At 63.0% G+C, this 21,674-nt stretch carries 19 protein-coding genes; 6 read left to right on the top strand and 13 right to left on the bottom strand.

The features are described 5' to 3' along the window. Positions 1–29: 29 nt before the first annotated feature. Positions 30–1,436, bottom strand: coding sequence for a pyruvate kinase (pyk, locus tag AB1Z25_RS22280; RefSeq protein ID WP_107801341.1), 1,407 nt, complete (start codon positions 1,434–1,436; stop codon positions 30–32). A gap of 729 nt (positions 1,437–2,165) precedes the next feature. On the opposite strand from pyk, the gene glpK reads away from it, so the two are divergent. The 5 genes from glpK to AB1Z25_RS22255 all read left to right on the top strand — a co-directional run bounded on the left by glpK (position 2,166) and on the right by AB1Z25_RS22255 (position 8,608). Beyond that, complete coding sequence (gene glpK / locus AB1Z25_RS22275; RefSeq protein WP_107801340.1) at positions 2,166–3,671, top strand: glycerol kinase GlpK; 1,506 nt, start codon at positions 2,166–2,168, stop codon at positions 3,669–3,671. 86 nt (positions 3,672–3,757) lie between these two features. After that, on the top strand, positions 3,758–4,459 hold the full coding sequence (locus AB1Z25_RS22270; RefSeq protein WP_107801339.1) for an MIP/aquaporin family protein: 702 nt from the start codon (positions 3,758–3,760) through the stop codon (positions 4,457–4,459). A gap of 124 nt (positions 4,460–4,583) precedes the next feature. Then, the gene (gene glpT, locus AB1Z25_RS22265) at positions 4,584–5,930 is read left to right on the top strand and encodes a glycerol-3-phosphate transporter (RefSeq protein ID WP_227105909.1); all 1,347 of its coding nucleotides are present in this window, start codon (positions 4,584–4,586) and stop codon (positions 5,928–5,930) included. Between the two features lie 389 nt (positions 5,931–6,319). Next, on the top strand, positions 6,320–7,837 hold the full coding sequence (glpD, locus tag AB1Z25_RS22260) for a glycerol-3-phosphate dehydrogenase (protein WP_235085554.1): 1,518 nt from the start codon (positions 6,320–6,322) through the stop codon (positions 7,835–7,837). 252 nt (positions 7,838–8,089) lie between these two features. After that, on the top strand, positions 8,090–8,608 hold the full coding sequence (locus tag AB1Z25_RS22255; RefSeq protein WP_486636191.1) for a hypothetical protein: 519 nt from the start codon (positions 8,090–8,092) through the stop codon (positions 8,606–8,608). Positions 8,609–8,778: 170 nt separating this feature from the next. On the opposite strand, the gene AB1Z25_RS22250 is transcribed toward AB1Z25_RS22255, so the two are convergent. The 5 genes from AB1Z25_RS22250 to AB1Z25_RS22230 are packed head-to-tail and all read right to left on the bottom strand — an operon-like array spanning position 8,779 to position 10,751. Beyond that, positions 8,779–8,937: a hypothetical protein gene (locus AB1Z25_RS22250; RefSeq protein ID WP_486636190.1), complete on the bottom strand. Its 159-nt coding sequence runs from the start codon at positions 8,935–8,937 to the stop codon at positions 8,779–8,781. A gap of 35 nt (positions 8,938–8,972) precedes the next feature. After that, on the bottom strand, positions 8,973–9,263 hold the full coding sequence (locus tag AB1Z25_RS22245; protein WP_486636189.1) for a hypothetical protein: 291 nt from the start codon (positions 9,261–9,263) through the stop codon (positions 8,973–8,975). A 1-nt stretch (position 9,264) separates the two neighbouring features. Beyond that, a complete protein-coding gene (locus AB1Z25_RS22240; protein ID WP_486636188.1) occupies positions 9,265–9,837 on the bottom strand; it encodes a M15 family metallopeptidase domain-containing protein in 573 nt (190 codons plus the stop codon). Then, positions 9,824–10,420: a PAAR domain-containing protein gene (locus AB1Z25_RS22235; RefSeq protein WP_486636187.1), complete on the bottom strand. Its 597-nt coding sequence runs from the start codon at positions 10,418–10,420 to the stop codon at positions 9,824–9,826. The genes AB1Z25_RS22240 and AB1Z25_RS22235 overlap by 14 nt, the downstream gene beginning before the upstream one ends. Further along, entirely contained in the window at positions 10,404–10,751 is a 348-nt protein-coding gene (locus AB1Z25_RS22230) for a hypothetical protein (protein WP_486636186.1), read from the bottom strand. The genes AB1Z25_RS22235 and AB1Z25_RS22230 overlap by 17 nt, the downstream gene beginning before the upstream one ends. A 308-nt stretch (positions 10,752–11,059) precedes the next feature. Here AB1Z25_RS22230 and AB1Z25_RS22225 point away from each other — a divergent pair, with 308 nt between their 5' ends. Further along, positions 11,060–11,737: a B3/B4 domain-containing protein gene (locus AB1Z25_RS22225; protein WP_486636185.1), complete on the top strand. Its 678-nt coding sequence runs from the start codon at positions 11,060–11,062 to the stop codon at positions 11,735–11,737. Between the two features lie 156 nt (positions 11,738–11,893). Here the strand turns inward: AB1Z25_RS22225 and AB1Z25_RS22220 are convergent, their stop codons facing one another. The 7 genes from AB1Z25_RS22220 to AB1Z25_RS22190 all read right to left on the bottom strand — a co-directional run bounded on the left by AB1Z25_RS22220 (position 11,894) and on the right by AB1Z25_RS22190 (position 21,484). Further along, on the bottom strand, positions 11,894–13,006 hold the full coding sequence (locus AB1Z25_RS22220; protein WP_253314755.1) for an ABC transporter ATP-binding protein: 1,113 nt from the start codon (positions 13,004–13,006) through the stop codon (positions 11,894–11,896). A gap of 11 nt (positions 13,007–13,017) precedes the next feature. After that, positions 13,018–14,517: a beta-N-acetylhexosaminidase gene (gene nagZ, locus AB1Z25_RS22215; protein ID WP_486636184.1), complete on the bottom strand. Its 1,500-nt coding sequence runs from the start codon at positions 14,515–14,517 to the stop codon at positions 13,018–13,020. Further along, complete coding sequence (locus tag AB1Z25_RS22210; RefSeq protein WP_107801329.1) at positions 14,514–15,383, bottom strand: carbohydrate ABC transporter permease; 870 nt, start codon at positions 15,381–15,383, stop codon at positions 14,514–14,516. The genes nagZ and AB1Z25_RS22210 overlap by 4 nt, the downstream gene beginning before the upstream one ends. A gap of 9 nt (positions 15,384–15,392) precedes the next feature. Next, the gene (locus AB1Z25_RS22205; protein ID WP_107801328.1) at positions 15,393–16,256 is read right to left on the bottom strand and encodes a carbohydrate ABC transporter permease; all 864 of its coding nucleotides are present in this window, start codon (positions 16,254–16,256) and stop codon (positions 15,393–15,395) included. A gap of 249 nt (positions 16,257–16,505) precedes the next feature. Beyond that, on the bottom strand, positions 16,506–17,765 hold the full coding sequence (locus tag AB1Z25_RS22200) for an ABC transporter substrate-binding protein (RefSeq protein ID WP_227105885.1): 1,260 nt from the start codon (positions 17,763–17,765) through the stop codon (positions 16,506–16,508). Positions 17,766–17,956: 191 nt separating this feature from the next. Further along, on the bottom strand, positions 17,957–19,339 hold the full coding sequence (locus AB1Z25_RS22195) for an OprD family outer membrane porin (RefSeq protein WP_107801326.1): 1,383 nt from the start codon (positions 19,337–19,339) through the stop codon (positions 17,957–17,959). Positions 19,340–19,786: 447 nt separating this feature from the next. After that, positions 19,787–21,484, bottom strand: a complete 1,698-nt coding sequence (locus AB1Z25_RS22190; protein WP_486636183.1) for a methyl-accepting chemotaxis protein — start codon at positions 21,482–21,484, stop codon at positions 19,787–19,789. Between the last annotated feature and the right edge of the window lie 190 nt (positions 21,485–21,674).

Genomic DNA, 21,674 nt, shown 5'->3' with positions numbered 1-21,674 from the left:
TTCCGTTTGCTGTGACGCTCAGCCGGCGTTCAAGGGTAGACGATGCGCAGCAAATTGGTGGTGCCCGGCGTGCCGAAGGGCACCCCGGCGATGATCACCATGGGCTTGCCTTGTTCCGCCAGGCCCAGCTTGGTGGCGGCGAAGGTGGTTTTCACCACCATGTCTTCCAGGTTTTCCGCGTCCGGGCCGTTATAGGCCACCACGCCCCAGACCAGGGTCAGCCGGCGCGCGGTGTTCAGCCGCGGCGAGATGCCGAGTATGGGGGTGTGCGGGCGCTCGCGCGCGAGCCGCAGGCAGGTGGAGCCGCTGGTGGTGAAGGCGGCGGACACGGTGACCGGCAGCAGCGAACCCACTTTGCGCACACAGGCGGCGATGGCGTCGGCGCGGTCCGGCGCGTCGGCGGCGCTGTAATCCAGCGCCATCACCCGGCGGTAGTCCGGCGCGCTTTCCACGCGGCGGATCACCCGGTCCATGATGCGCACCGCTTCCAGCGGGAATTGGCCGGCGGCGGTTTCCGCCGACAGCATCACCGCGTCGGCGCCTTCGTAAACCGCGGTGGCCACGTCGTTGGCCTCGGCGCGGGTGGGCGTGGGCGCGGTGATCATCGATTCCAGCATCTGGGTGGCGACGATGACAGGGCGGCCCAGATGACGGCACTGATGGACGATGCGGCGTTGCACCACCGGCACGTCCTCCGGCGGCAGCTCCACGCCCAGATCGCCGCGCGCCACCATCACCGCGTCGGCCAGTTCGGTGATGGCGTCCAGCTCGTCCACCGCCGACGGTTTTTCGATCTTGACCATGATGCCCAGCTTCTGTCCCACCAGTTCGCGCAGCTCGCGCACGTCGTTGGCAGTTTGCACGAAGGACAGCGCCAGCCAGTCCGCGCCTTCCTTCAGCGCGAATTCGGCGTCCAGCCGGTCTTTGTCGGTGATGGCGGACAGGGGCAGGATGGTTTGCGGCAGATTGAAGCCTTTGCGGCTGGACAACTCCCCGCCCACCTCCACCCGGGTGGCGATGCGGCGCGCTTCCACTTGTTCCACGTGAAACGCCAGCTTGCCGTCGTTGACCAGGATGCGATGGCCGGGCTTGAGCGCGGCGAAGGCTTCCGGATGCGGCAGGCTGGCGCGTTGCGCGTCGCCGTCCACCTCGTCCAGCACGAAGTCGAAGGCGTCGCCGGTGTTCACCATCGTCGGCACGGCGAACTGGCCGATGCGCAGCTTGGGGCCTTGCAGGTCCACCAGCACGCCCAGCGGGCGGCCGAGCGCGGCTTCGGCGGCGCGGATGGACGCCAGGCGCGCGCGATGATCGTCATGGCTGCCGTGGCTCATATTGAGGCGGAACACGTTCACGCCGGAGCGCGCCAGTTCCAGGATGATTTCGGGCGTGCTGGAAGCCGGGCCCAGCGTGGCTAGGATTTTGGTATTGCGAAGCATGACAGTCCTTTATGCCCGGTCCGGCCGCGAGGCGTTGCGCGGCCTGGCGTGGGCGGTGTTGTTTTGCCAATCACATCCGTGCGTCTTTCCATCTAGGCTGCGCCGCGTTTGATGGAACTGTCTGTCATGCTGCCACAGTCGGACTGTAGCGGCTTGACTACGTAAGGCCGGCGGCGTTTAAGGCCGGAAAACGCGCGGCCTGTGTGCGAATCCCGCCACTGGATCAGGGTGAATGTTCGTTTTTTGCGCGTTTTACCCTTTTCAGCGGCAAGCGAGAGAAGCCGCCGAAAAGCTGGCCCTAGGGGGATCTTGGGACCAGAGCAGGGTTATTTTATCTCCAGATAAAGACAAAAACTTTGTTGCAACACAGAGTCAGTGGAGAATCATGGCGGCCAATGCGCTGCAACATAGGGCTTTTACTCGATAACTTGCTGAAACGGCACCCTTTGTAGTGGAGCGCTACAGGGAGCAAACCCTTGCTGTTATTGCTTTGCAGCATGAATTGGAGCGGCGCGGAAAGTCGCGATATTAAGATTTTTTTACGAAGAACGATTGACAAGCTTTGGCCGGGGCCTAGAATGGCTCGAAAATAAAACGAACGTCATAAGTACAAAAAGAAACATTATCAATAACTTGAGCGATGGAGCACGGTCCGCAACCGGCATCCGCCGCCGCATGCAACGAACGAACAGACACCAGGCCGCCCACCGGCTGAACAGGAGAAACCCTATGCAGGATCAATTCGTGTTGGCCTTGGATCAAGGCACCACCAGTTCTCGCGCCATTTTGTTTAATCGCAGCGGCGACATCGTGTCGCTGGCGCAAAAGGAATTCCGTCAGATCTACCCGCAGCCGGGCTGGGTGGAGCACGATCCGCAGGAAATCTGGGGCGGCCAGGTGGGCGTGGCGGCCGAGGCCGTGGCCAAGGCCGGCATCGACGGCCGCAGCATCGCCGCCATCGGCATCACCAATCAGCGTGAAACCACGATTGTATGGGACCGCGAAACCGGCCACCCGGTGTACAACGCCATCGTATGGCAGGACCGCCGCACCGCGGAATTCTGCGATGAGCTGAAGGGGCGCGGCCTGGGCGAGTTGATCCGCTCCAAGACCGGCCTGCTGGTGGACGCCTATTTCTCCGGCAGCAAGATCAAGTGGATTCTGGACAATGTGCCGGGCGCGCGCGAACGCGCCCGCGACGGCAAGCTGGCCTTCGGCACCGTGGACAGCTGGCTGATCTGGAATTTCACCCACGGCAAGGTGCACGTCACCGATGTGTCCAACGCCTCGCGCACCATGTTGTACAACATCCATACCCTGGAATGGGACGCCGAGCTGCTGGACATCATGGGCATTCCGGCCAGCATGCTGCCGGAGGTGAAAAGCTCCAGCGAAGTCTACGGCCACACTCACGCCGCCCATCTTGGCGTGGCCATCCCCATCGCCGGCGTGGCCGGCGACCAGCAGGCGGCGCTGTTCGGCCAGCAATGCACCCGTCCCGGCATGGTGAAGAACACCTACGGCACCGGCTGCTTCATGATGCTGAACACCGGCGACGCGCCGATCGAATCCAAGAATAATCTGCTGACCACCATCGCCTGGAAGGTGGACGGCAAGGTGCAGTACGCGCTGGAAGGCTCCATCTTCATCGGCGGCGCGGTGGTCAAGTGGCTGCGCGACGGCCTGGGCATCATCCGCCATTCCGCCGACGTGGGCCCGCTGGCCCAGGAAGTGGCCGACAGCGACGGCGTCTACCTGGTGCCGGCCTTCGCCGGCCTGGGCGCGCCGCATTGGAATCCGAACGCGCGTGGCACCATCGTCGGCGCCACCCTGGGCACCAAGGCCGCCCACATCGCCCGCGCGGCGCTGGACAGCATCGCCTATCAGACCATGGACGTGCTCAAGGCGATGGAGGCCGACGCCGGCTTCGACATCGCCGAATTGCGCGTGGACGGCGGCGCCACCGTCAACGAACTGCTGATGCAGTTCCAGTCCGACATCCTGAGCGTGGACGTGGTGCGCCCCAAGATCACCGAAACCACCGCGCTGGGCGCCGCCTATCTGGCCGGCCTCGCCGTCGGCTACTGGAAGAACGTCGACGACGTCCAGGGCCAGTGGCAGCTGGACCATCGCTTCAAGCCGCGGCTGGAAGCCGCGCACGTGGCCGGCAAGGTCAAGGGCTGGCGGCGCGCGGTGAACGCCGCCAAGGTCTGGGCCGACGACGAACAGGCTTGATGAACGCGGCCTGTCTCGGACGCGACGACTGATAGGTTCCGCCGCCCGGGCGCGGCGGACGCACTCCTTATTCGGAAGAAACAATCATGAATCCTTTAATGGGCGAATTCATCGGCACCGCCTTGCTGGTGTTGCTGGGCAACGGCGTGGTGGCCAATGTGCTGTTGAAAAACACCAAGGGCCACAATAGCGGCCTCATCGTCATCGCCTTTGGCTGGGCGATGGCGGTCTTCGTCGGCGTGTTCAGCGTGGCGGCGATCAGCGGCGCCCACCTGAACCCGGCGGTGTCCGTGGCGCTGGCGGTGGCCGGCAAGTTTGCCTGGGCCAAGGTGCCCGGCTACGTGCTGGCGCAGATGCTGGGCGGCATGAGCGGCGCCGGCCTGATGTGGCTGATCTACCGCAAGCATTTTGACAGCACCGATTGCGCCGACACCAAGCTGGCCACCTTCTGCACCGGCCCGGCCATCCGCAGCCTGCCGGGCAATCTGGTGTCCGAAATCGTCGCCACCTTTGTGCTGGTGTTCGCCATCCTCAGCATGGTGGCGCCCAAGATGTCGCTGGGCGCCATCGACGCGCTGCCGGTGGCGCTGCTGGTGTTGGGCATCGGGGTGTCGCTGGGCGGCACCACCGGCTATGCGATGAGCCCGGCCCGCGATCTGGCGCCGCGCATCATGCATGCCATCCTGCCGATTCCCGGCAAGCGCGACAGCGACTGGGGCTATGCCTGGGTGCCGGTGGTCGGCTCCCTGATCGGCGGCGCGCTGGCGGCCTTGGCCTATACCCTGTGATGCCTGGCCGGTTCCTTGGAACCGGCCGCAGTTTTCGCGCGGCGGCGTTTTAGCCGCCGCGCTTGTAATCCGGAGCCGGCGCAGATCGGACCGTAGTTGCCACACTAAAAAATGAGGTGTTCCCATGATCAGCATGTTCCGTCCGGCGGCGCATCAGCCGCTATTGCCCTCCTCTGAGCAAGACAGCTTGTACCGGAGACTGCGCTGGCAGATCTTCCTTGGCATCTTCATCGGCTACGCCGGTTATTACCTGGTGCGCAAGAATTTCTCCCTGGCCATGCCCTACCTGGTGGAGCAAGGCTATTCGCGCGGCGACCTGGGCTTCGCCATGTCCGGCGTCGCCATCGCCTACGGCATTTCCAAATTCCTGATGGGCGCGGTGTCCGACCGCTCCAACCCCCGCGTCTTCCTCAGCGTTGGCCTGATTTTGTCCGCCGCGATCTTCCTGCTGATGGGCTTCGCCCCCTGGGCCACGTCCAGCGTGGGCATCATGTTCGTGCTGCTCTTCCTCAACGGCTGGTTCCAGGGCATGGGTTGGCCGGCCAGCGGCCGCACCATGGTGCACTGGTGGTCGCAGAAGGAGCGCGGCGGCATCGTGTCGATCTGGAACTGCGCGCATAACGTGGGCGGCGGCCTGATCGGCCCGCTGTTCATCCTGGGCATGGGCTGGTTCAACGACTGGCGCGCTGCCTTCTACGTGCCGGCCGCCGCCGCCATCGGCGTGGCCATCTTCGCCTATCTGACCATGCGCGACACCCCGCAGTCTTGCGGCCTGCCGCCGGTGGAAGCCTATAAGAACGACTACCCGGAAGACTACGACGCCAGCCACGAGCAAGAGCTGAGCGCGCGCGACATCTTCAAGAAATACATCCTGCCCAACAAATTGTTGTGGTACATCGCCTTCGCCAACGTGTTCATCTACCTGCTGCGCTACGGCGTGCTGGACTGGGCGCCCACCTATCTGAAAGAGGTCAAGCACTTCTCGGTGGACAAATCGTCGTGGGCCTACTTCCTGTACGAATGGGCCGGCATTCCCGGCACCCTGCTGTGCGGCTGGATGTCCGACAAGCTGTTCAAGGGCAACCGCGGCGCCACCGGCATGCTGTTCATGGCCCTGGTGACCGTGGCCACCGTGGTGTACTGGCTGAACCCGGCTGGCAATCCCACCGTGGACATGCTGGCGCTGATCGCCATCGGCTTCCTGATTTACGGCCCGGTGATGCTGGTGGGCCTGCACGCGCTGGAGTTGGCGCCGAAGAAAGCCGCCGGCACCGCCGCCGGCTTCACCGGCCTGTTCGGCTATCTGGGCGGCTCGGTGGCCGCCAACGCGGTGGTCGGCTACACCGTCGATCACTTCGGCTGGGACGGCGGCTTCATGCTGATGGTGGGCTCTTGCGTCGCCGCCATCGTGCTGCTGGCTTTGACCACCTGGCATGGGCGCGATCAGGACGCCGCCTTGAACCGGGTGTAGATCCCGCAGGGCCCGGCGCTGCCGGGCGCTTTACGAGGCGGCGACTCAGGTTGCCGCCTGTTTTTTTGCGTATTTCCGCGTTTAGCCGGTTAAAAAGACAAAACCGCGTGCTAACAACGTATAAACGAAAGCAAAATGTTGTATTTTTGTTCGTTTATAATTATTCTGGGTAGGATGGCATTGCTGGGGCGTTGACGCGCGCCGGCGAGGGAATAACGGCGCTAAGAAGCTGTTCAAAGTCTCGCGAGCAAGAGCGAGACAAGGCCTTGCGGCTGAGAAAGCGGAATGCACACGTGGTACAAGCTGTACTCGCCGTGTGACGCTCCACGACGCGCAGCAGACTTTGAACAGCCTCTAAGCAGGCCCCTGGAAAGAAAGAGGTAGGGAAGATGGCAGTGGAGATTTACGACCTGATGGTGATCGGCGGCGGCATCAACGGCGCCGGCATCGCGCGCGACGCGGCCGGACGCGGCTTGTCGGTGATGCTGTGCGAAAAGGACGATCTGGCCGCGCACACCTCCTCCGCCAGCACCAAGCTGATTCACGGCGGCCTGCGCTATCTCGAATACTATGAATTCGGCCTGGTGCGCAAAGCGCTGCAAGAGCGCGAAGTGCTGCTCAAGGCCGCGCCGCACATCATCTGGCCGCTGCGCTTCGTGATGCCGCACGACAAGAACCAGCGTCCGGAATGGATGATACGCTGCGGCCTGTTCCTCTACGATCACCTGGCGCGCCGCGAAGTGCTGCCCGGCTCCGAAACCGTCAGTTTCGCCAGCCACCCGGCCGGCCAGCCGATCAAGCCGGCGTTCAAGCGCGGCTTCGTCTACTCCGACGGCTGGGTGCAGGACGCGCGCCTGGTGGTGCTCAACGCCAAGGACGCCGCCGAGCGCGGCGCGCGCGTGCAGACCCGCACCGCCTGCGTCGGCGCCCGCCGCGACGGCGAACACTGGCTGTGCGAACTGCAGGCCGAAGACGGCAGCCGCAGCCAGGCGCGCGCCCGCGCGCTGGTCAACGCCGCCGGCCCGTGGGTGGAAAGCCTGATCAAGGACACGCTGGCCTTGCCGTCCGGCAAGTCCATCCGTCTGGTCAAGGGCAGCCACATCGTGGTCAAGAAGCTGTTCGACCACCCTTACGCCTACATCTTCCAGAACCCGGACAAGCGCATCATTTTCGCGATTCCCTACGAGCAGGATTTCACCCTGATCGGCACCACCGACGTGGAATACCGCGGCGATCCGGCCAAGGTGGCGATAGACGATCAGGAAGTGGCGTATCTGTGTCAGATGAGCAACCGCTACTTCCAGACCCAGATCAGCCCGGCCGACGTGCTGTCCACTTACTCCGGCGTGCGTCCGCTGCTGGACGACGAAGCCAGCAATGCCGCCAGCGTCACCCGCGATTACTCGCTGGAAATGGATCTGGACGGCGCGCCGCTGCTGTCGGTGTTCGGCGGCAAGATCACCACCTTCCGCAAACTGGCGGAAGAGGCGGTGGACAAGCTGGCGCCGTTGCTGGGCAACAACAAGACCACCTGGACCGCCGACGCGCCGCTGCCGGGCGGCGATATGCCGGGCGCGGATTTCGAGCGCTTCCTGCAAAGCCTGCGCCAGCAATATCCGTGGCTGCCGGAAGCGTTGGCGCGACGCTGGGCGCGCGCCTACGGCACCCGCGTAGCTAGATTGATAGGCGAGGCCGCCGGCCTGGAGCAATTGGGCGCGGAACTCCTGCCCGGCTTGTACGAAGCCGAGTTGCGTTATCTGGTGAACGAGGAATGGGCGACGCGCAGCGAGGACATTCTGTGGCGCCGTTCCAAGCTCAAGCTGCACCTGCCGGCGCACGCCGCCCAGGTGATCGATGCCTGGTTATTGGGCCAGGCCGCCGCGCGCGAGCAGCGGCTGACCGCCTGATTCAAGGCGGTTTCAAGCCAGAACAGCCCGGCCTTGCGCCGGGCTTTTTCTTTGCCGGTTCTTTGGCGGGCGGCGCGATGCGGACTTTAGCGGATGTATCCACAGGCAAGCCTGAAACCCGGATTCATCCACAGCGCAGGCGAGCGGCCGGCTTGATCGCTCGCCGCCCGCCCTCGGCGGGGCCGGGACGGCATGCGCGGGCCTTGGCGCGCCAAAGCTGCTACTCTTTGCTTTCCTAGCCTGAAGCCAGGCATGCAGTGGGAGCCTGATCAATTTGAGCGAGGCAAGGCGCCGCGGCTGAAGAATACGGTAGTGGGCGTTCTGAAGCGGCGTTCGCCGCGAAAAGCTTCGCGCAGCGCAGGCATTGAACAGGTTCTACGACCAATGGGAGGCTTTATGTCCGTAAAACGTCCATTTCGTCATGATGAGCATTCCGTCGCCCAGACGGAGTCCTTGCAGGAGCCCTCTTTCGCCGTGTGTCTGCCGGCGCGTTTGCGTTTGTACTGCCAGTTGGTGCCAGCCACGGCAAGCAATCAAGAGGCTTACCGGATGGGCCGCGCGTTTGCCGGCCATTACATGGCCTACGTGGCGGAGCACCCCTGCCATGCGGAAGATTCGCTGTTGGCGCGCATGGCGGAGCACGCCGATTTCACCGCGGAAGGGCTGGAAGGCGAATATTGGGCCGGCTTTTTTTCGCTGATAGAAGAGGCGGTGCTCAACGCGGTTGAACTCCTGGACGCGGATGGCAAGACGGGCGGCTCTATCCACTGAGCTCTCGCCAATGCGGTTTCTGCCCGGCCATGGCGCCGGGCTTGCTATTTGTGCCCGGCTTGCTTGGTTTGCAGCATGCTGCTTTAGAAGCTGACGCCGCTTAGCTGCGGGCTGTTCTTATCCACAGCGTCCAAGCCCGCATGTCTAGCGGTGGGCATCGACCACTCGGTTCATTCCACAATACCGAATACTTCATTCCATTTCTTCAATTCAGCTACGACTTCAGGGTTTGCTTTGTATTTTATCAGCAGGCGTTTTTGTTGTCGTTTAGCACGCCCACAATACTTATTCACCCCCTTGGTGACTTCGCGTTGTCTCGCGTCACCCATGCCTGTTATCTCTCCTAGTAAGTGAGGATTAGATTTTATTGTTCATCGGCAAAAGTTTCGTCAAATTCTTTAATGGCTTTGATTACACTTTCATCGTGCTTATATTTTAATAATAAGTGCTTTCTCTGTTTTTTGGCTTGTTCGCATACTTGATTGGCATTTCTGATAACAAGAGCTTGTTCTGCATCACCTTCTCCGCTAACCTCACCTAATAAGTGTTGGCAAATTTCGGCGTTTTCAAGAAAAAGTTTAACATCTTTTTTTGTTATATTTTCGGCGTAAGTATTGTTAGTTATAATTATTAATAATATAAATATATTTTTCATTTTATCTTCCATCAGAGGACCAATGAGGTTTATCCCATGCGCCACCTTTAAATTTGATTACCCCATAACTGGCTCCTATTGTATGTAATTCTTTGTTCATTCCCATGCGAGGGATACTTTCAATTGTTAATTGCTCTCCATTTTTATTTGAAATTATTAAATTGCCAGCCCATGTAATATTCATATCGATCGCTAGCCTAGCTGTATGACGAGACCGCAACGCTGGTGGTTTTCCTAAGTGAAGAGTTTGAAAGTAATTGGCCATAGCTATGGCAGCATTAATGGATCTATCCTCATCACCATGGTCCCATATGATAGGCACATCAGCTCTAAAATCAGCTTTGTTTGGTTTGACTTTTTTCTTGGCTATCTTATAGCTCCAATGCATAAGATATGCTCTTTTCTCTGGCCGGTAGGTTGATGCAACTCTGATTCTTGCTCCTGCAGTCTTCATCGCATCAATAAAAGCCCGAACATTGGCTTGGAAGGCTGGTTCCAGCTCCGAGAGGCTGTTGCTGCCTGGATAGCGCTCCACCCAGGCCATGCCGCTGAGTTCGGGTTCAGGGATCGTCACTACAACAGGCGTCGCTTCCGATCTCGCCATCAAAGGTCTGTGTATTGTCGTCATGGTAGGGGGCCGTCAAGGTTGAGTTCATGCACTGGGTGCTGACGATGAGTTGGGTCATGCCCAGCGAATCCGTCAGTCCGGTTCTGAAGGTCTTGTCTTGCAGGTCTATGCGGTAAGGCATGCCCACATGCGGTTTGCCTGTTGTCTCGCTGACCAGTTGGTACTGGATTTCGAAGCGGTAGGGCGAGACATAGTCCTGTGTTGCCGCATGTCCAGGCGGCGGAGGCGGAGGTTCGCCTTCATCGGTCGAATTGCTTTTCAGCTTTTGATTGGCGATCAGTTTGGGGGGCGGTTCGCACTGGCAGATGCACAGATCGCCCTCCAGCGCGGCTTGTTTGCCATGCCAGATTTCCGATGTCCGCGGCGGCACGCAGAGGATGCGGCCTAGGCGGTTGCAGGCCGGACAATGAATGGGGTCGCCTTCAACGGCCAGTTCCCTGCCCTCGATGCGTCCTTGCCCGCTGGCGGCTACGATGACGCCGCCGGCGGTGGTGCTTGCCCCAAGGCAGCAGTTATATCTCTTTGACAAGGTCCGGGCTCCAGTCAGGATCCAAGAAGCCGGGGATGGGTTTCCCTTCGTATTCATCAAGGAAGCGCAAGCCATTGGGCGGGCCCGAACGGATCTTGTCGCCGTTGCTGAGCGGGCTGCCTATCAGCGCCAGCGACTTACCGGTTTCCCTGTTGTAGAAAGCGTGGCCGCAGCCAGCGCTGACGATGGCGGTGCTGCCGTCCGGATATTCGACAATATCGCCGGTCTGACCCACTTTTATATTGTCGCAGGCGATTTTGCTGGTGGCTTTCAATACTCCGCCTTTTTGGCTCACACTCCCATCCAGTGCAACTTGATGCCAAGTTCCCATGATTGCACCCCTGATTATTTAAAAATAATGATGATTTATTTAATGGTAGGTGCCGGCAACTGGCTTAAAGACTAGTATTTCTATTTGCATTCCATTGCGTTTATATAAAAAAATAAATACATTAAAAATGATTGATGCTTGGCTTGTTTTTAATGATGGGTTATTTGTTGGCAGTAATGGTTTTTATTGAATGGGCAGCCAGAAATCATAATGGATTCAGTTTCCCTAATACCCCAGCAAAAAAACGCGTTTCCCCTTTGTCCGCGGCAGGCCTATGCTGAGGCGGATTCAACCGTGGAAAGTCCGAGATGCAGATTGCCCTGAGCCCCACCTTATTGTCCCGTCTGCCGCAGATCCAGGTCAGCGGCCTGATCGCGCTGGAGATAGACGCCGCCGCCTTGCCCGCGCGCTTGCCGACGCTGCCGGAGCCGGAGCGCGATCTGGATGCGTTGCTGCAAGCCTGGAAGCAGTTGTACAAGGACTTGCCCGGCGACAAGAAGGCGCGCTGTTCGCTGGAATACCTGGTCAAGGCGGCGCAAAAGGACAAGCTGCGCAGCATTCTGCCGCTGGTGGACTTGTACAATCAGGCGTCCTTGTCGAGCCTGAGCCCGTTTGGCGGCGAGGACATCGCCAAGCTGGGCGGCGTATTGCAATTGGATCTGGCGGCGGGCGACGAGTCCTTCCTGCCGCTGGGACGGGATCAGGCGGAAACGCCGCAGCCGGGCGAGGCGGTGTGGCTGAATGGCGAGCGGCGGGTGGTGTGCCGCTGTCTGAACTGGTTGGAGTCGGACCTGTTCAAGCTGGACGCCGGCAGCCGCGACGTGGTCTTCGTCAGCGAGCGCCCGGATCAGGGGTTTCCTTCCGGCGCGGCGGGCATGGACTGGCTGGCCGAGCAACTGCGGCCGCATGCCGGAAGGCTGCTGCGTTTCGAACTGGACGCGGCGCGGGCGAGCTTTGAACTGGCCGCTGTGGATAAAGCGGCGTGAAGACGCCGGCTTGTGGGTAAGTGGCGCAGGCCTGCTTTTAGCCGAGCATCGTCGCGCGGCGATGGCGGCTTGTGGATAAAACGGCAGGATAAGGTTTTCTGTGGATAAATGAAAAAGGACGCGATCGCGTCCTTTTTGCGTATGCGCTGCCGTTGTTCAGACCGTCTCGGTCTGGGCCTGCGCTTGCGCCGCCAGCCTGGACAAGGCCTGGTCCCGAGCGTCGAACAGATGACAGTGCTCGGCGTCCAGCGCCAGGCGGCAGGCGCTGCCGGCCGGCGGGGCGGCGTCCTGGCCGCCCAGCTTGACCGCGATGGGCTCGGCCACGCCGTCGGCCTGGACGTAGACGATCTGCACATCGCCCAGGTGTTCGACCAACTGCACCGTCGCCGGCACGCCGGCGTCGGCGAAGCGCAGGTGTTCGGCGCGTACGCCCAGGGTGGCGGCGTCGCCGGCGCGGCCCTGGAAGGGCAGGCTCAGCCGGTGGCCGCCGGGCAGTTCCAGCGCCAGGCCGGCCGGGCCGTCCGCGGCGATGGCCGCCGGCAGGAAGTTCATCTTGGGCGAGCCGATGAAGCCGGCGACGAAGCGGTTGGCCGGGCGCTGGTAGAGCTCCAGCGGCGTGCCCACCTGTTCGATGCGGCCGGCGTTGAACACGGCGATGCGGTCGCCCATGGTCATCGCTTCCACCTGGTCGTGGGTGACGTAAATCATGGTGCTGCCCAGTTCCTTGTGCAGACGCGCCAGTTCGATGCGCATCTGCACCCTGAGCGCGGCGTCCAGATTGGACAGCGGCTCGTCGAACAGGAACACCTCCGGCTTGCGCACGATGGCGCGGCCTATGGCCACGCGCTGGCGCTGGCCGCCGGACAGCGCCTTGGGTTTGCGGTCCAGCAGGTGTTCGATCTGCAGGGTCAGCGCCGCGCGGTGCACGGCGGCGGCGATTTCCTGCTTGCTTTTGCCGGCCAGCTTGAGGCCGAAGGCCATGTTTTCCCGCACCGTCATGTGCGGATAGAGCGCGTAGCTCTGGAACACCATGGCCACGCCGCGCTTGGACGGCTGGATGTCGTTGGCGAGCTGGCCGCCTATCCACAGTTCGCCGGCGCTGATGTCTTCCAGGCCGGCGATCATGCGCATCATCGTGGATTTGCCGCAGCCGGACGGGCCGACGAAGACCATGAATTCGCCGTCGCGGACGGCGAGGTCGACGCCGTGGATGACCGCGTTGCCGTCGTCGTAGACTTTTTTAATATTGCTGAGCTTGAGGTGGGCCATATCGAATCCTTTTAGTGCAGGCGCGCCGGCAGCGCGCCCGCGGCGTCTATCTCGCCGGCCAGCCATTGGGCGACGGCGTCCAGCGCCGCGTCGGCGAAACCGTAGCTGATCAGCGCCGGCGCGTCGAGATCGGCGGCGGCGTAGGGGTTCCACAAGGCCAGGTGCAGGTCCGGCCGCCATTCGGCGCGCTCGCGCGCGCCGTAGCGTTCGCGGGTGGTGGAGGCGACCACGGTGTAGCGGCCGTCCTGAGGCAGCCGGCGCCAGTCCAGTTCCTCGCGCCGCTGGTAGCGGATCACTTCCAGGCTGAAGCGGCGCGACAGCTGGGCGATCAGCCGAGCGATCAGCGCGTCGGCGGACAGGCCGGCCTCGGACACGCCGTCGGACGGCGCCTGGTCCTGCACCACCAGGCGCAGCGTGGCGCCGGCCGGCGGCCGTTGCGGCTGGCCGTGGGCGGTCAACGCGCGGCGCCAGGCGTCGGCGAACAAGTCGGCGTCGGCGGCGCGCTGCGCCGCGTCGTAATCGCGCTGACGGCTGGGGTAGCGCCGGATCAGCGCGTCCACGCGCGCGGCCGCTTCTTGCAGCCGCGCCTCGCTCAGCCGGCCGGCGGCGACGGCGGCTATCAAGGCCTGCTTGCTCTCCTCCATTTCGTCCGGGAATTGCAGCACCAGGCTGAGGTCGGCGCCGGCGGCCAGCGCCTGCGCGCTGCCCTGGGCCTGGCCCCAGCGTTCGCGGATGGCCTTCATATTCATGCCGTCGGTGATCACCACGCCCTGGTAGCCCAGCTGCTCGCGCAGCAGTTGCTGCAAGATGGCCGGCGACAGCGTGGCCGGCCAGTCCGCGTCCAGCGTGGGAAAGCGGATGTGGGCGCTCATCATGCCGGGGGCGAGGTCGGCCAGCGCGGCGAACGGCGACAGTTCGTAATCGCGCAGCTCGGCCTTGGGCTTGTCCACCACCGGCAGGTCCAGGTGGGAGTCGGTATGGGTGTCGCCGTGGCCGGGGAAGTGCTTGACGCAGCAGGCCACGCCTTCGGACAGATGGCCGTTGATCCAGGCGCGCGCCAGCCGCGTCGCCTTGAGCGGGTCCTCGCCGAAGGAGCGTTCCGAGATCACCGGATTGGCCGGGTTGTTGTTGAGGTCCAGCACCGGGGCGAAGTTCCAGTTCACGCCCAGGCTGGCCAGGCCGCGCGCCACCGCGGCGCCCACTTTCTCGGCCAGTTCGGCGTCGTCCACCGCGCCCAGCGCCATCGCCGACGGCGCCGCCGGCAGGAACAGGGTGCGCATCACCGCGCCGCCTTCCTGATCCATGCCGATCAGGATGTCCTCGCCCAGCGCGCATTGCAGATCGGCGATCAGCCGGCGGATGCTGGCCTCGTCCGGCACATTGCGGCGGAACAGGCAGATGGCGCGCGCGCCCAGCTGTTGCAGGAAGGCGGCTTCCTCATCGCCCAGGCGCGGGCCGGCCACGTCCACCATCAGCGCCTGGCCGGCCAGTTGTTGCAGGGTATCGCTCATTTGACGGCTCCATCGAATCCGCGCAGGAAATAGCGCTGGGTGAACAGGAAGACCAGCAGGATGGGCAGCACGGTCAGCACCGCGCCGGCGGCCACCACTCGGGTCTTGAAGCTGAAGGCGCCGGACAGGTAGAGCACGCCCACCGACAGCGGGAATTTGTCCGGGCTGGACATCACGATGGACGGCCAGATGTATTGGTTCCACGCCGACACCATGGTGAGTATGGTCAGCGCCGCCAAGGCCGGGCGCGACAGCGGCAGCATGATTTTCCAGAAGATTTGCCAGTCGCCGGCGCCGTCGACGCGGGCGGCGTCGATCAGATCCTGCGGCACGGCTTCGAAGGCCTGCTTCATCAGGAAGATGCCCACCGCGCCCGCCAGCGTGGGCAGCACCACGCCGCTGTAGCTGTCGGTGAGCTGCAGCTTGGATACGGTGATGAAGTTGACCAGGAAATTGACTTCGCTGGGCAGGATCATGGTGGCGAGGATGGCGCCGAACACCAGCTTGCGGCCGGGAAAACGCATCCGCGCCAGCGGGTAGGCGGCCAGCGCGCTGACCAGCAGGGTGCCGGCCACGGTGGCCAGCGCGATGACGACGGAGTTCTTGTAGAAGGCCAGCAGATCGATGCTGGACACCGCCTCCTTGAAGTTGTCCAGGCCGGGGGCGCTGGGCAGCAAGGGCGGCGGGAAGGCGAACACGTCGCCCTCGGTGGACAGCGCGGTGACCAGCGTCCACCAGAACGGATAGACGGTGACGACGGCGATCAGGCTCAGCACCAGATAGTGCAGGCCGCGGCCGGCCAGCTTGCTCAGCCGGGCGCTGTGGCGGCGGGCGGCGGGCGCGGCGAGGGTGGCGGTGTTGTGCATGGCGTTTCCTTAAGCGTCGCGCGGCTGCAGATAGCGGAAGTTCAACCAGGCCAGCGCCACGCAGAACACCGACATCACCAGGCTGGCGGCCAGCGCGCGGCCGAAGTTCAGCGATTTGATGCCGAACTCGTAGGCGTAGAACAGCGCGGTGTAGGTGGATTGCATCGGTCCGCCCTTGGTCATGATCTGCACTTCTTCGAAGGCCTTGACCGCGGCCAGCACCGACATCACCGAGCACAGCAGGATGGTGGGCGCCAGCAGGGGCACGGTGATGCGCCAGAAGCGCTGCCAGGCGTTGGCGCCGTCCAGCTGCGCGGCTTCGTAGATGTCGGCCGGCACCGCTTGCAGGCCGGCCAGGTAGAGCACCATATACCAGCCCAGGCCGCGCCAGACGGTGATGAACATCACCGCGAACAGCGCGATGCGGTCGTCGTTGAGCCAGCCCACCGGTTCGTTGATCACCCGCAGCCAGTGCAGCGCGGCGTTGAGCACGCCGTCCTCGGTGTACATGAAGTTCCAGATGATGCCGATCACCGATACCGAGGTGACCACGGGCAGGTAGTAGGCGGCGCGGAACCACTTGATCGCCGGCAGCTGGTTGTTGACCAGCACCGCCAGCAGCATGGCGACGATCTGGATCACCGGCACCACCAGCAGGTAGACGGCGGAGTTTTTCAGCGAGGCCAGGAACAGTTCGTCTCCGAACAAATCGCGGAAATTGTCCAGGCCCACCCAGCGCGGACTGTCGATCAGATTGTACTGGGTGAAGGCGATGAAGCTGCCGAAGCCCACCGGCCAGAAGGAGAAAGCCAGCATCAGCAGCAGCGCCGGGGCCAGGAACAGATAGGCTTGCAGCGTGGTCTTGGTGCGCATGGGCAGAACCTTGTGACGTAGCGGCAGGCCGGCGCCGGGATGCGGCGTCGGCCTGCGGGTTGCGGGGCGGCGGGGTCTGGGACGCCGCCGCGTTCAAGCGCGTATCAGAACCTGTTTACGATCTGCTGCGCGTCGTGAGACGTCACACGGTGAGTACCGCTTCGAAATGCTGATGTAGCACTTGTACATTCCGCTTTCTCAGCCGCAACGCCTTGTCTCGTCTTCGCTCGCGAGATCGTAAACACGTTCTCAGAGCTTGCCGCTCCAGAACGCCGCCGCCTCGTCCAGCGCGGCCTTGGGGTCCTGGCGGCCGGTGACGGCTTTTTCCACCGCGGCGGCCAGGCGGGCGGACAGCACGTCCGGATCCTTGACGCCGGCCAGGTAGATGGTGCGGGTCTTGTCCAGACTGGCGGCGGCCACGCCTACGGCTTTTTCCGCCGCGCCGGCGTCATTGGCCACTTTCTGGAAGTAGGGGTCCTGCGCCGCCTTGCGCGCGGTGGGCAGGGTGCCGGCCAGTTTGGCGAAGGCGAGCTGGTTGTCGGCGTTGGTCAGGTAGTTGCCGAACTTGCCTATTTCCGGCAGCAGCGCCTTGTTGACGTTGCGCGCCACGCCGAAGTTGAACATCCAGCCGCCGGCGGCGATGCCGGTGGGGCCGATGGGCGCCGGAGCCACCTGGGTGGACTGGTAGAGCTTGGGCGCTTCGTCGCGCACCCGGGTCAGCGAGGCCGGGGTGGTGACCAGCATGGCCATGCGGCCGCTGTTGTAGGCGGCGATGGACACCTGGAAGTTGTCCTGGGCGAACAGATTGTCCTTCAGCAGCGCGCCGGACTTGTAGGCGTCGCCCAGTTTTTTCAGCATGGCCACGTGGGCCGGGCTGTTGAACACCGGTTTGCCGTCCTTGAGCAGGGGCAGGCCGTTCTGGATCAGAAAGCCTTCGATCTTGGTGGGGCCCAGCGCCGGCGCGAAGCCGGCGACGCCGGTCTTGGCCTTGATGGTTTTGGCGTAAGCCAGCTGCTCGTCCAGCGATTTGGGCGGCTTGGCCGGGTTGAGGCCGGCTTTCTTGAACAGTTCGGCGTTGTAGGCGATGACGTTGGCGCCGTTGTAGTGCGGGAAGGCGTAGACCTTGCCGTCGAAGGTCACGTCCTTGATCGCGCCGTCCACGTACTGGCCCTTGTTGATTACGCCGTCCAGCGGCTGCAGCAGGCCGCTTTGCTTGTAGTCGTAAGCCCAGGGCACGTTCAGGTTGACCAGGGCCGGCGGTTTGCCGGCGCCGACGGCGGCGGTGAACTTGGACTGGATCACGTCCCAGGGGTAATCGGTCCATTTGATTTCGACATTGGGGTTCTGGGCGTTGTATTTGCCGACCAGATCCTTGAAGTAGCCGTCGAATTTGGGCGACAGGCTCATGGTCCACACTTCCAGCACCGGTTTGTCGGCGGCCAGCGCCGGCAGGGCGACGGCGCAGCCGGCGATGAGCAGGGCGGCGCGAGCGAAGGCGTTGAGTTTCATGATGGTTTCTCCTTGGGGGCCGGCGCTGGCGGGCGGCCAGTCTGACGGCGGACTTGCTGTGTTGTTATGCCATTTGATTGGCGTTTTTCCGCATTGTGGCATTGAAGTGGTGTCAATGAAAGCGAGACCAGTTCAATGCCAGTGAGCCGGCGGCCGGACGGGGGAGGAAGGGCCCCGGCCGGCCGCGCGGATCAGAAGGTCTTGCTGTAGGAAGCGATCACCTTGACGTCGTTGCGGTCGGATTTGCCGTAGAAGCCGTCGGTGCGCAGCCAGGCCGGGTAGACGCCGATGCTGGCGCCCTTGAACATGCCGCTTTGCACGCTGTAGCCGATGCTGAAGTCCACCTCGTGCGCCTTGGTGTCGGCCTTGCCCGGGTTTTTCATTCCGGTGGCGTAGTTGCCGGACAGGCCCACGGTCAGGCCGGGCACGCCCACCTTGGCCAGGTCGTAGTTGACGCCCAGCTTGTAGACGGTGGTGCCGTCCCAGACGAAGTCGTCCAGCTGGCCCCAGGTCTGGATGAAGTTGCGGTTGTCGCTATTGCCCCACGGCGTCATGCGGAAGTTCAGTTCGCCGGAGTCCGGGGCCTTGGTGTAGCCCAGGCCGCCCATCAGCGTCCAGCCGTTGGTGGCGTAGCTGACGCTGCCGCTGGCGTGGTATTCGTTCTTGGGGTTCTGGATGCCGGAGAGCTGGGTCTGGTACTTGCCGGTGAAGTAGTAGCCGGTGGCGGTCAGCTTGTCGTCGCCGTTGAGCTGCCAGGAGTAGGAGCCGGCGATCTGGGCGTTGCGGCGGTAGTCCTTGCCTTCGCCTACGCCGACGTCGACGAAGCCGTTCTTGGGCGCGTAGCGGAAGCCCAGGCTGTTGACGTAGTCGACGCGCTTGGCGGCGCTGCCGTTGCTGCGGCCCTGTTCCCAGGAGTTGCTCATGTCGCGGAAGCGGGTGTCCCATTCGTTGCGGAACTGGTCGGCCCAGCCGTAGCCCACTTCGAAGTCGCCGAACTTGTATTTCATTTCCACGCCGCGGTAGGCGTGGGATTGCAGGCCGCCGGAGGTGCCCAGGGTGCCGATGCCTATCGGGGTGTAGCCGGCGCGGGCGGAGAAGCCCTGGCCGTCCTCGTGCTGGCGGAATTTCAGCGCCGCCTGGCTCAAGACCGCGGCGCTCTTGTCCACGCCGCCGGGCTGGGAGCTGTCGTTGACGTCGTGATTCAGCACTTCCGACCAGCCCTTGCCGCTGTCCAGGCGGATGGCGGCGTGAGCGGCGGCGTCGAAGCCCAGCTTGTTCCAGGCGTAGCCGGAGCGGAAGTTCAGGCCCAGGTTGAGCGCGTTGACGGTGATGTCGTCGCGGTTCTTGCCATTGGGCGGGGCCGGCCAGTCCGCCTGGCGGTTGCGGCCGTAATAGATGGCGCTGACGGTGGTTTCGGACTTGGTGATCAAGTCGTAGACGTCCACCGGTTCGAAGGTGGACGGCGCGCCCTGGGTGGGCGAGGTGTCGTTGGTCGGAATCGAGTCTTCCGCCGCCATGACGACACAGGGCAGGGCGGTCAACAGCAGTAGGGCAAGCTTGGTCGGCTTAGGCATTTCAGTCACTCCAATCACGTGGCGACACCTCTGGCGGATGTCCTGCGCTAAAACTATCTGGTCTTTTACTGGTTCTCAATTGGTATCTCATTGGTATTGCAAAATAATTCGTCATATTGTTGCAATGCTGCCATGCACATTGGTTTGCTGGAAGTAGCCGTTCTTTGACGTCAGATGGACGCTGAATGCGAATGAAAGGCATCTGCTTTTTGTTTTTACGAACGAAATTTGGAGCGCCAACGAATGATTGCCTGTGGAGGCTATGCGTTTTCAGTCGCGATAGCGTGTGTGGGCGCGGAGAATGTTCGCTTGTCGACATTGCTGCTATGCAGCATGACCTTGAGGCCAAGTCCGGCTCCGGCTGATCCATAGGCCACCGGCCATTGCCAGACTAAAAAAAAGCCTGGCAAGCGCCAGGCCAAGTGCGGAGAGGAGGTAAGCGGCGCTTCAGCCGGCGGCCGCCAGCGAATGGCCGGTCTGCAGCGGCGTTTCGCCGCCCTGGCTTTGACCGGCCTGAGGCAGGGTGAAGTAGTTGATGCTGGATTGCAGCTCGTGCGACATCTGTTCCATCTGGCTGGCGGAGTCCGCGGTCTGGCTGGCGGCGGCGCTGGTTTCCTCGGACATCTGCGCCACTTTCTCCACATTGGCGGCGATGCCGGTGCCGGCGGCCTGCTGCTCGTGCAGGGACACCGAGATCGCGCTCAGCGATTGCTTGACCCTGGCCACCTTGTCGTTGATGCCGGTGATGGCGGCGCGCGCGTCGCTGGCCTGTTGCAGCCCCACTTCCATATGGTCCACGGTGTGGTGGATGTTCTGCACCACGTGGGCGCTGCTATCCAGCATTTCGCGGATGCTGGCGCCGATTTCGGAGGTGGATTGGGCGGTGCGCTCGGACAGTTTGCGCACTTCGTCGGCCACCACGGCGAAGCCGCGGCCCTGTTCGCCGGCGCGCGCGGCCTCGATGGCGGCGTTCAGCGCCAGCAGATTGGTCTGGTCCGCCACGTCGCGTATCACCTGGATCACGTTGGCGATCTGCTGCGAGCGGCTGCTCATCAGGTCGGCCTGGTCTTGCGAGGCGCGCGCCATGTCGGCCACCGATTCTATGGTGTGCAGGGTCTGGTCGATGATGGATTCGCCGCGGGTGGCCAGTTCGCCGGTGGAGACGGATTCGGTGGCCACGTCCGTGGTGTTGTCGTCCACCGAGCAGATGCTGACCGACAACTGTTCCACCGACGCCGACATCGACGAGGCGGCGCGAGTCTGTTCCTCCGCGCTGGCGGCCACCTGCTCCGCCGCCGCCGCCAGCTCGGTGGCGTTGGCGCTCAGCTGGCTGATGATCTGCTGCATGGAGCGCACCATGCGGATCAGCCCGCTCTGCATCCGCGCCATGGAGGCGATCACGCTGTGCTGATCGCCCGCCTTGACCTGCAGTCTTTGGCTGAGGTCGCCGTTGGCGATGCGTTCGGTCAGCGCCACCACGTCGCGCGGCTCGCCGCCCAGCTCGGCCATCAGCGAGCGGATGATGATCAGCGACAGCACGGCGCCCAGCGCCACGCCGCAGATCAAGAGCGCGATGGCGACGGCGCGGCTGGCGGCGGCGCGTTCCTGCGCCTTGGCGAACTCTTCCGCCGCCACCCGCAGCTGCAAGTCGATCAGCGCGGCGATGCGGTTGGCGATGGGATCGATGGCCGGGTACATTTCCTTGTCCAGGAAGAGCTGCATCGCGGCGCGGTCCCCGGACTGGGCCAGGCTTTTGAGCCGCGCCACGCTGGCGTCGGCCTGGCGCATCGCCGCCTCGGCCTGGTCGGCCAGGGTTTTTTCCTCGGCGGTCAGATAGGTGGCGCGGTAATCGCCCCATTGTTTTTTCAGCGCCGCCTGCGCGGCGTCGATGCCGCCTAGAAAACCGGCGGCGTCGATGGCGCCGGCATGCAGCTTGTGCGCGCCGTCCACAATGCCCACCGCGTAGCTGTCGGCCACGGTTTTCAGCTGCTTCAGGCAGACCACCCGGTCGTTGTAGGTGGTGGCGAAGTCGTCGAGTATGCCTTTTTGCGCATGTTGGCCAAACAGGCTGATCAGGATGGTGATGGCCAGCAGGGCCGCGACGAGCGCGCTTAGGCGCTGGGCGATGGTCAGGCGGTTGAACATGACGCTCTCCGAATTGGTTTTTACATGCATAAAACCGATTTTGACTATTTGGAGGTGTAGTCGCGGCATGTGACGGCGGCATGGCAAGGCCGTGAACCTGGGGGTTTAACTTAAAAGCCGCTGCTGCAAAATTCTACCTATAACTCCATGATTCCGTTATAATTCCGCCCCTTTGCGGCCGCCATCGCCC

This window comes from Chromobacterium sp. HL1, assembly GCF_057418835.1.
Note: the sequence above shows the minus strand (reverse complement) of the source record. Positions and strands in the feature narration are given on the sequence as shown.

Coding starts and splice junctions, on each gene's coding strand:
- AB1Z25_RS22200 (WP_227105885.1), bottom strand. CDS start 17,765: ATGAAACTCAACGCCTTCGCTCGCGCCGCCCTGCTCATCGCCGGCTGC.
- AB1Z25_RS22205 (WP_107801328.1), bottom strand. CDS start 16,256: ATGCGCACCAAGACCACGCTGCAAGCCTATCTGTTCCTGGCCCCGGCG.
- AB1Z25_RS22230 (WP_486636186.1), bottom strand. CDS start 10,751: ATGGGAACTTGGCATCAAGTTGCACTGGATGGGAGTGTGAGCCAAAAA.
- AB1Z25_RS22270 (WP_107801339.1), top strand. CDS start 3,758: ATGAATCCTTTAATGGGCGAATTCATCGGCACCGCCTTGCTGGTGTTG.
- glpD (WP_235085554.1), top strand. CDS start 6,320: ATGGCAGTGGAGATTTACGACCTGATGGTGATCGGCGGCGGCATCAAC.
- pyk (WP_107801341.1), bottom strand. CDS start 1,436: ATGCTTCGCAATACCAAAATCCTAGCCACGCTGGGCCCGGCTTCCAGC.
- AB1Z25_RS22190 (WP_486636183.1), bottom strand. CDS start 21,484: ATGTTCAACCGCCTGACCATCGCCCAGCGCCTAAGCGCGCTCGTCGCG.
- AB1Z25_RS22255 (WP_486636191.1), top strand. CDS start 8,090: ATGCAGTGGGAGCCTGATCAATTTGAGCGAGGCAAGGCGCCGCGGCTG.
- glpT (WP_227105909.1), top strand. CDS start 4,584: ATGATCAGCATGTTCCGTCCGGCGGCGCATCAGCCGCTATTGCCCTCC.
- AB1Z25_RS22210 (WP_107801329.1), bottom strand. CDS start 15,383: ATGCACAACACCGCCACCCTCGCCGCGCCCGCCGCCCGCCGCCACAGC.
- glpK (WP_107801340.1), top strand. CDS start 2,166: ATGCAGGATCAATTCGTGTTGGCCTTGGATCAAGGCACCACCAGTTCT.
- AB1Z25_RS22220 (WP_253314755.1), bottom strand. CDS start 13,006: ATGGCCCACCTCAAGCTCAGCAATATTAAAAAAGTCTACGACGACGGC.
- AB1Z25_RS22225 (WP_486636185.1), top strand. CDS start 11,060: ATGCAGATTGCCCTGAGCCCCACCTTATTGTCCCGTCTGCCGCAGATC.
- nagZ (WP_486636184.1), bottom strand. CDS start 14,517: ATGAGCGATACCCTGCAACAACTGGCCGGCCAGGCGCTGATGGTGGAC.
- AB1Z25_RS22195 (WP_107801326.1), bottom strand. CDS start 19,339: ATGCCTAAGCCGACCAAGCTTGCCCTACTGCTGTTGACCGCCCTGCCC.
- AB1Z25_RS22250 (WP_486636190.1), bottom strand. CDS start 8,937: ATGGGTGACGCGAGACAACGCGAAGTCACCAAGGGGGTGAATAAGTAT.
- AB1Z25_RS22245 (WP_486636189.1), bottom strand. CDS start 9,263: ATGAAAAATATATTTATATTATTAATAATTATAACTAACAATACTTAC.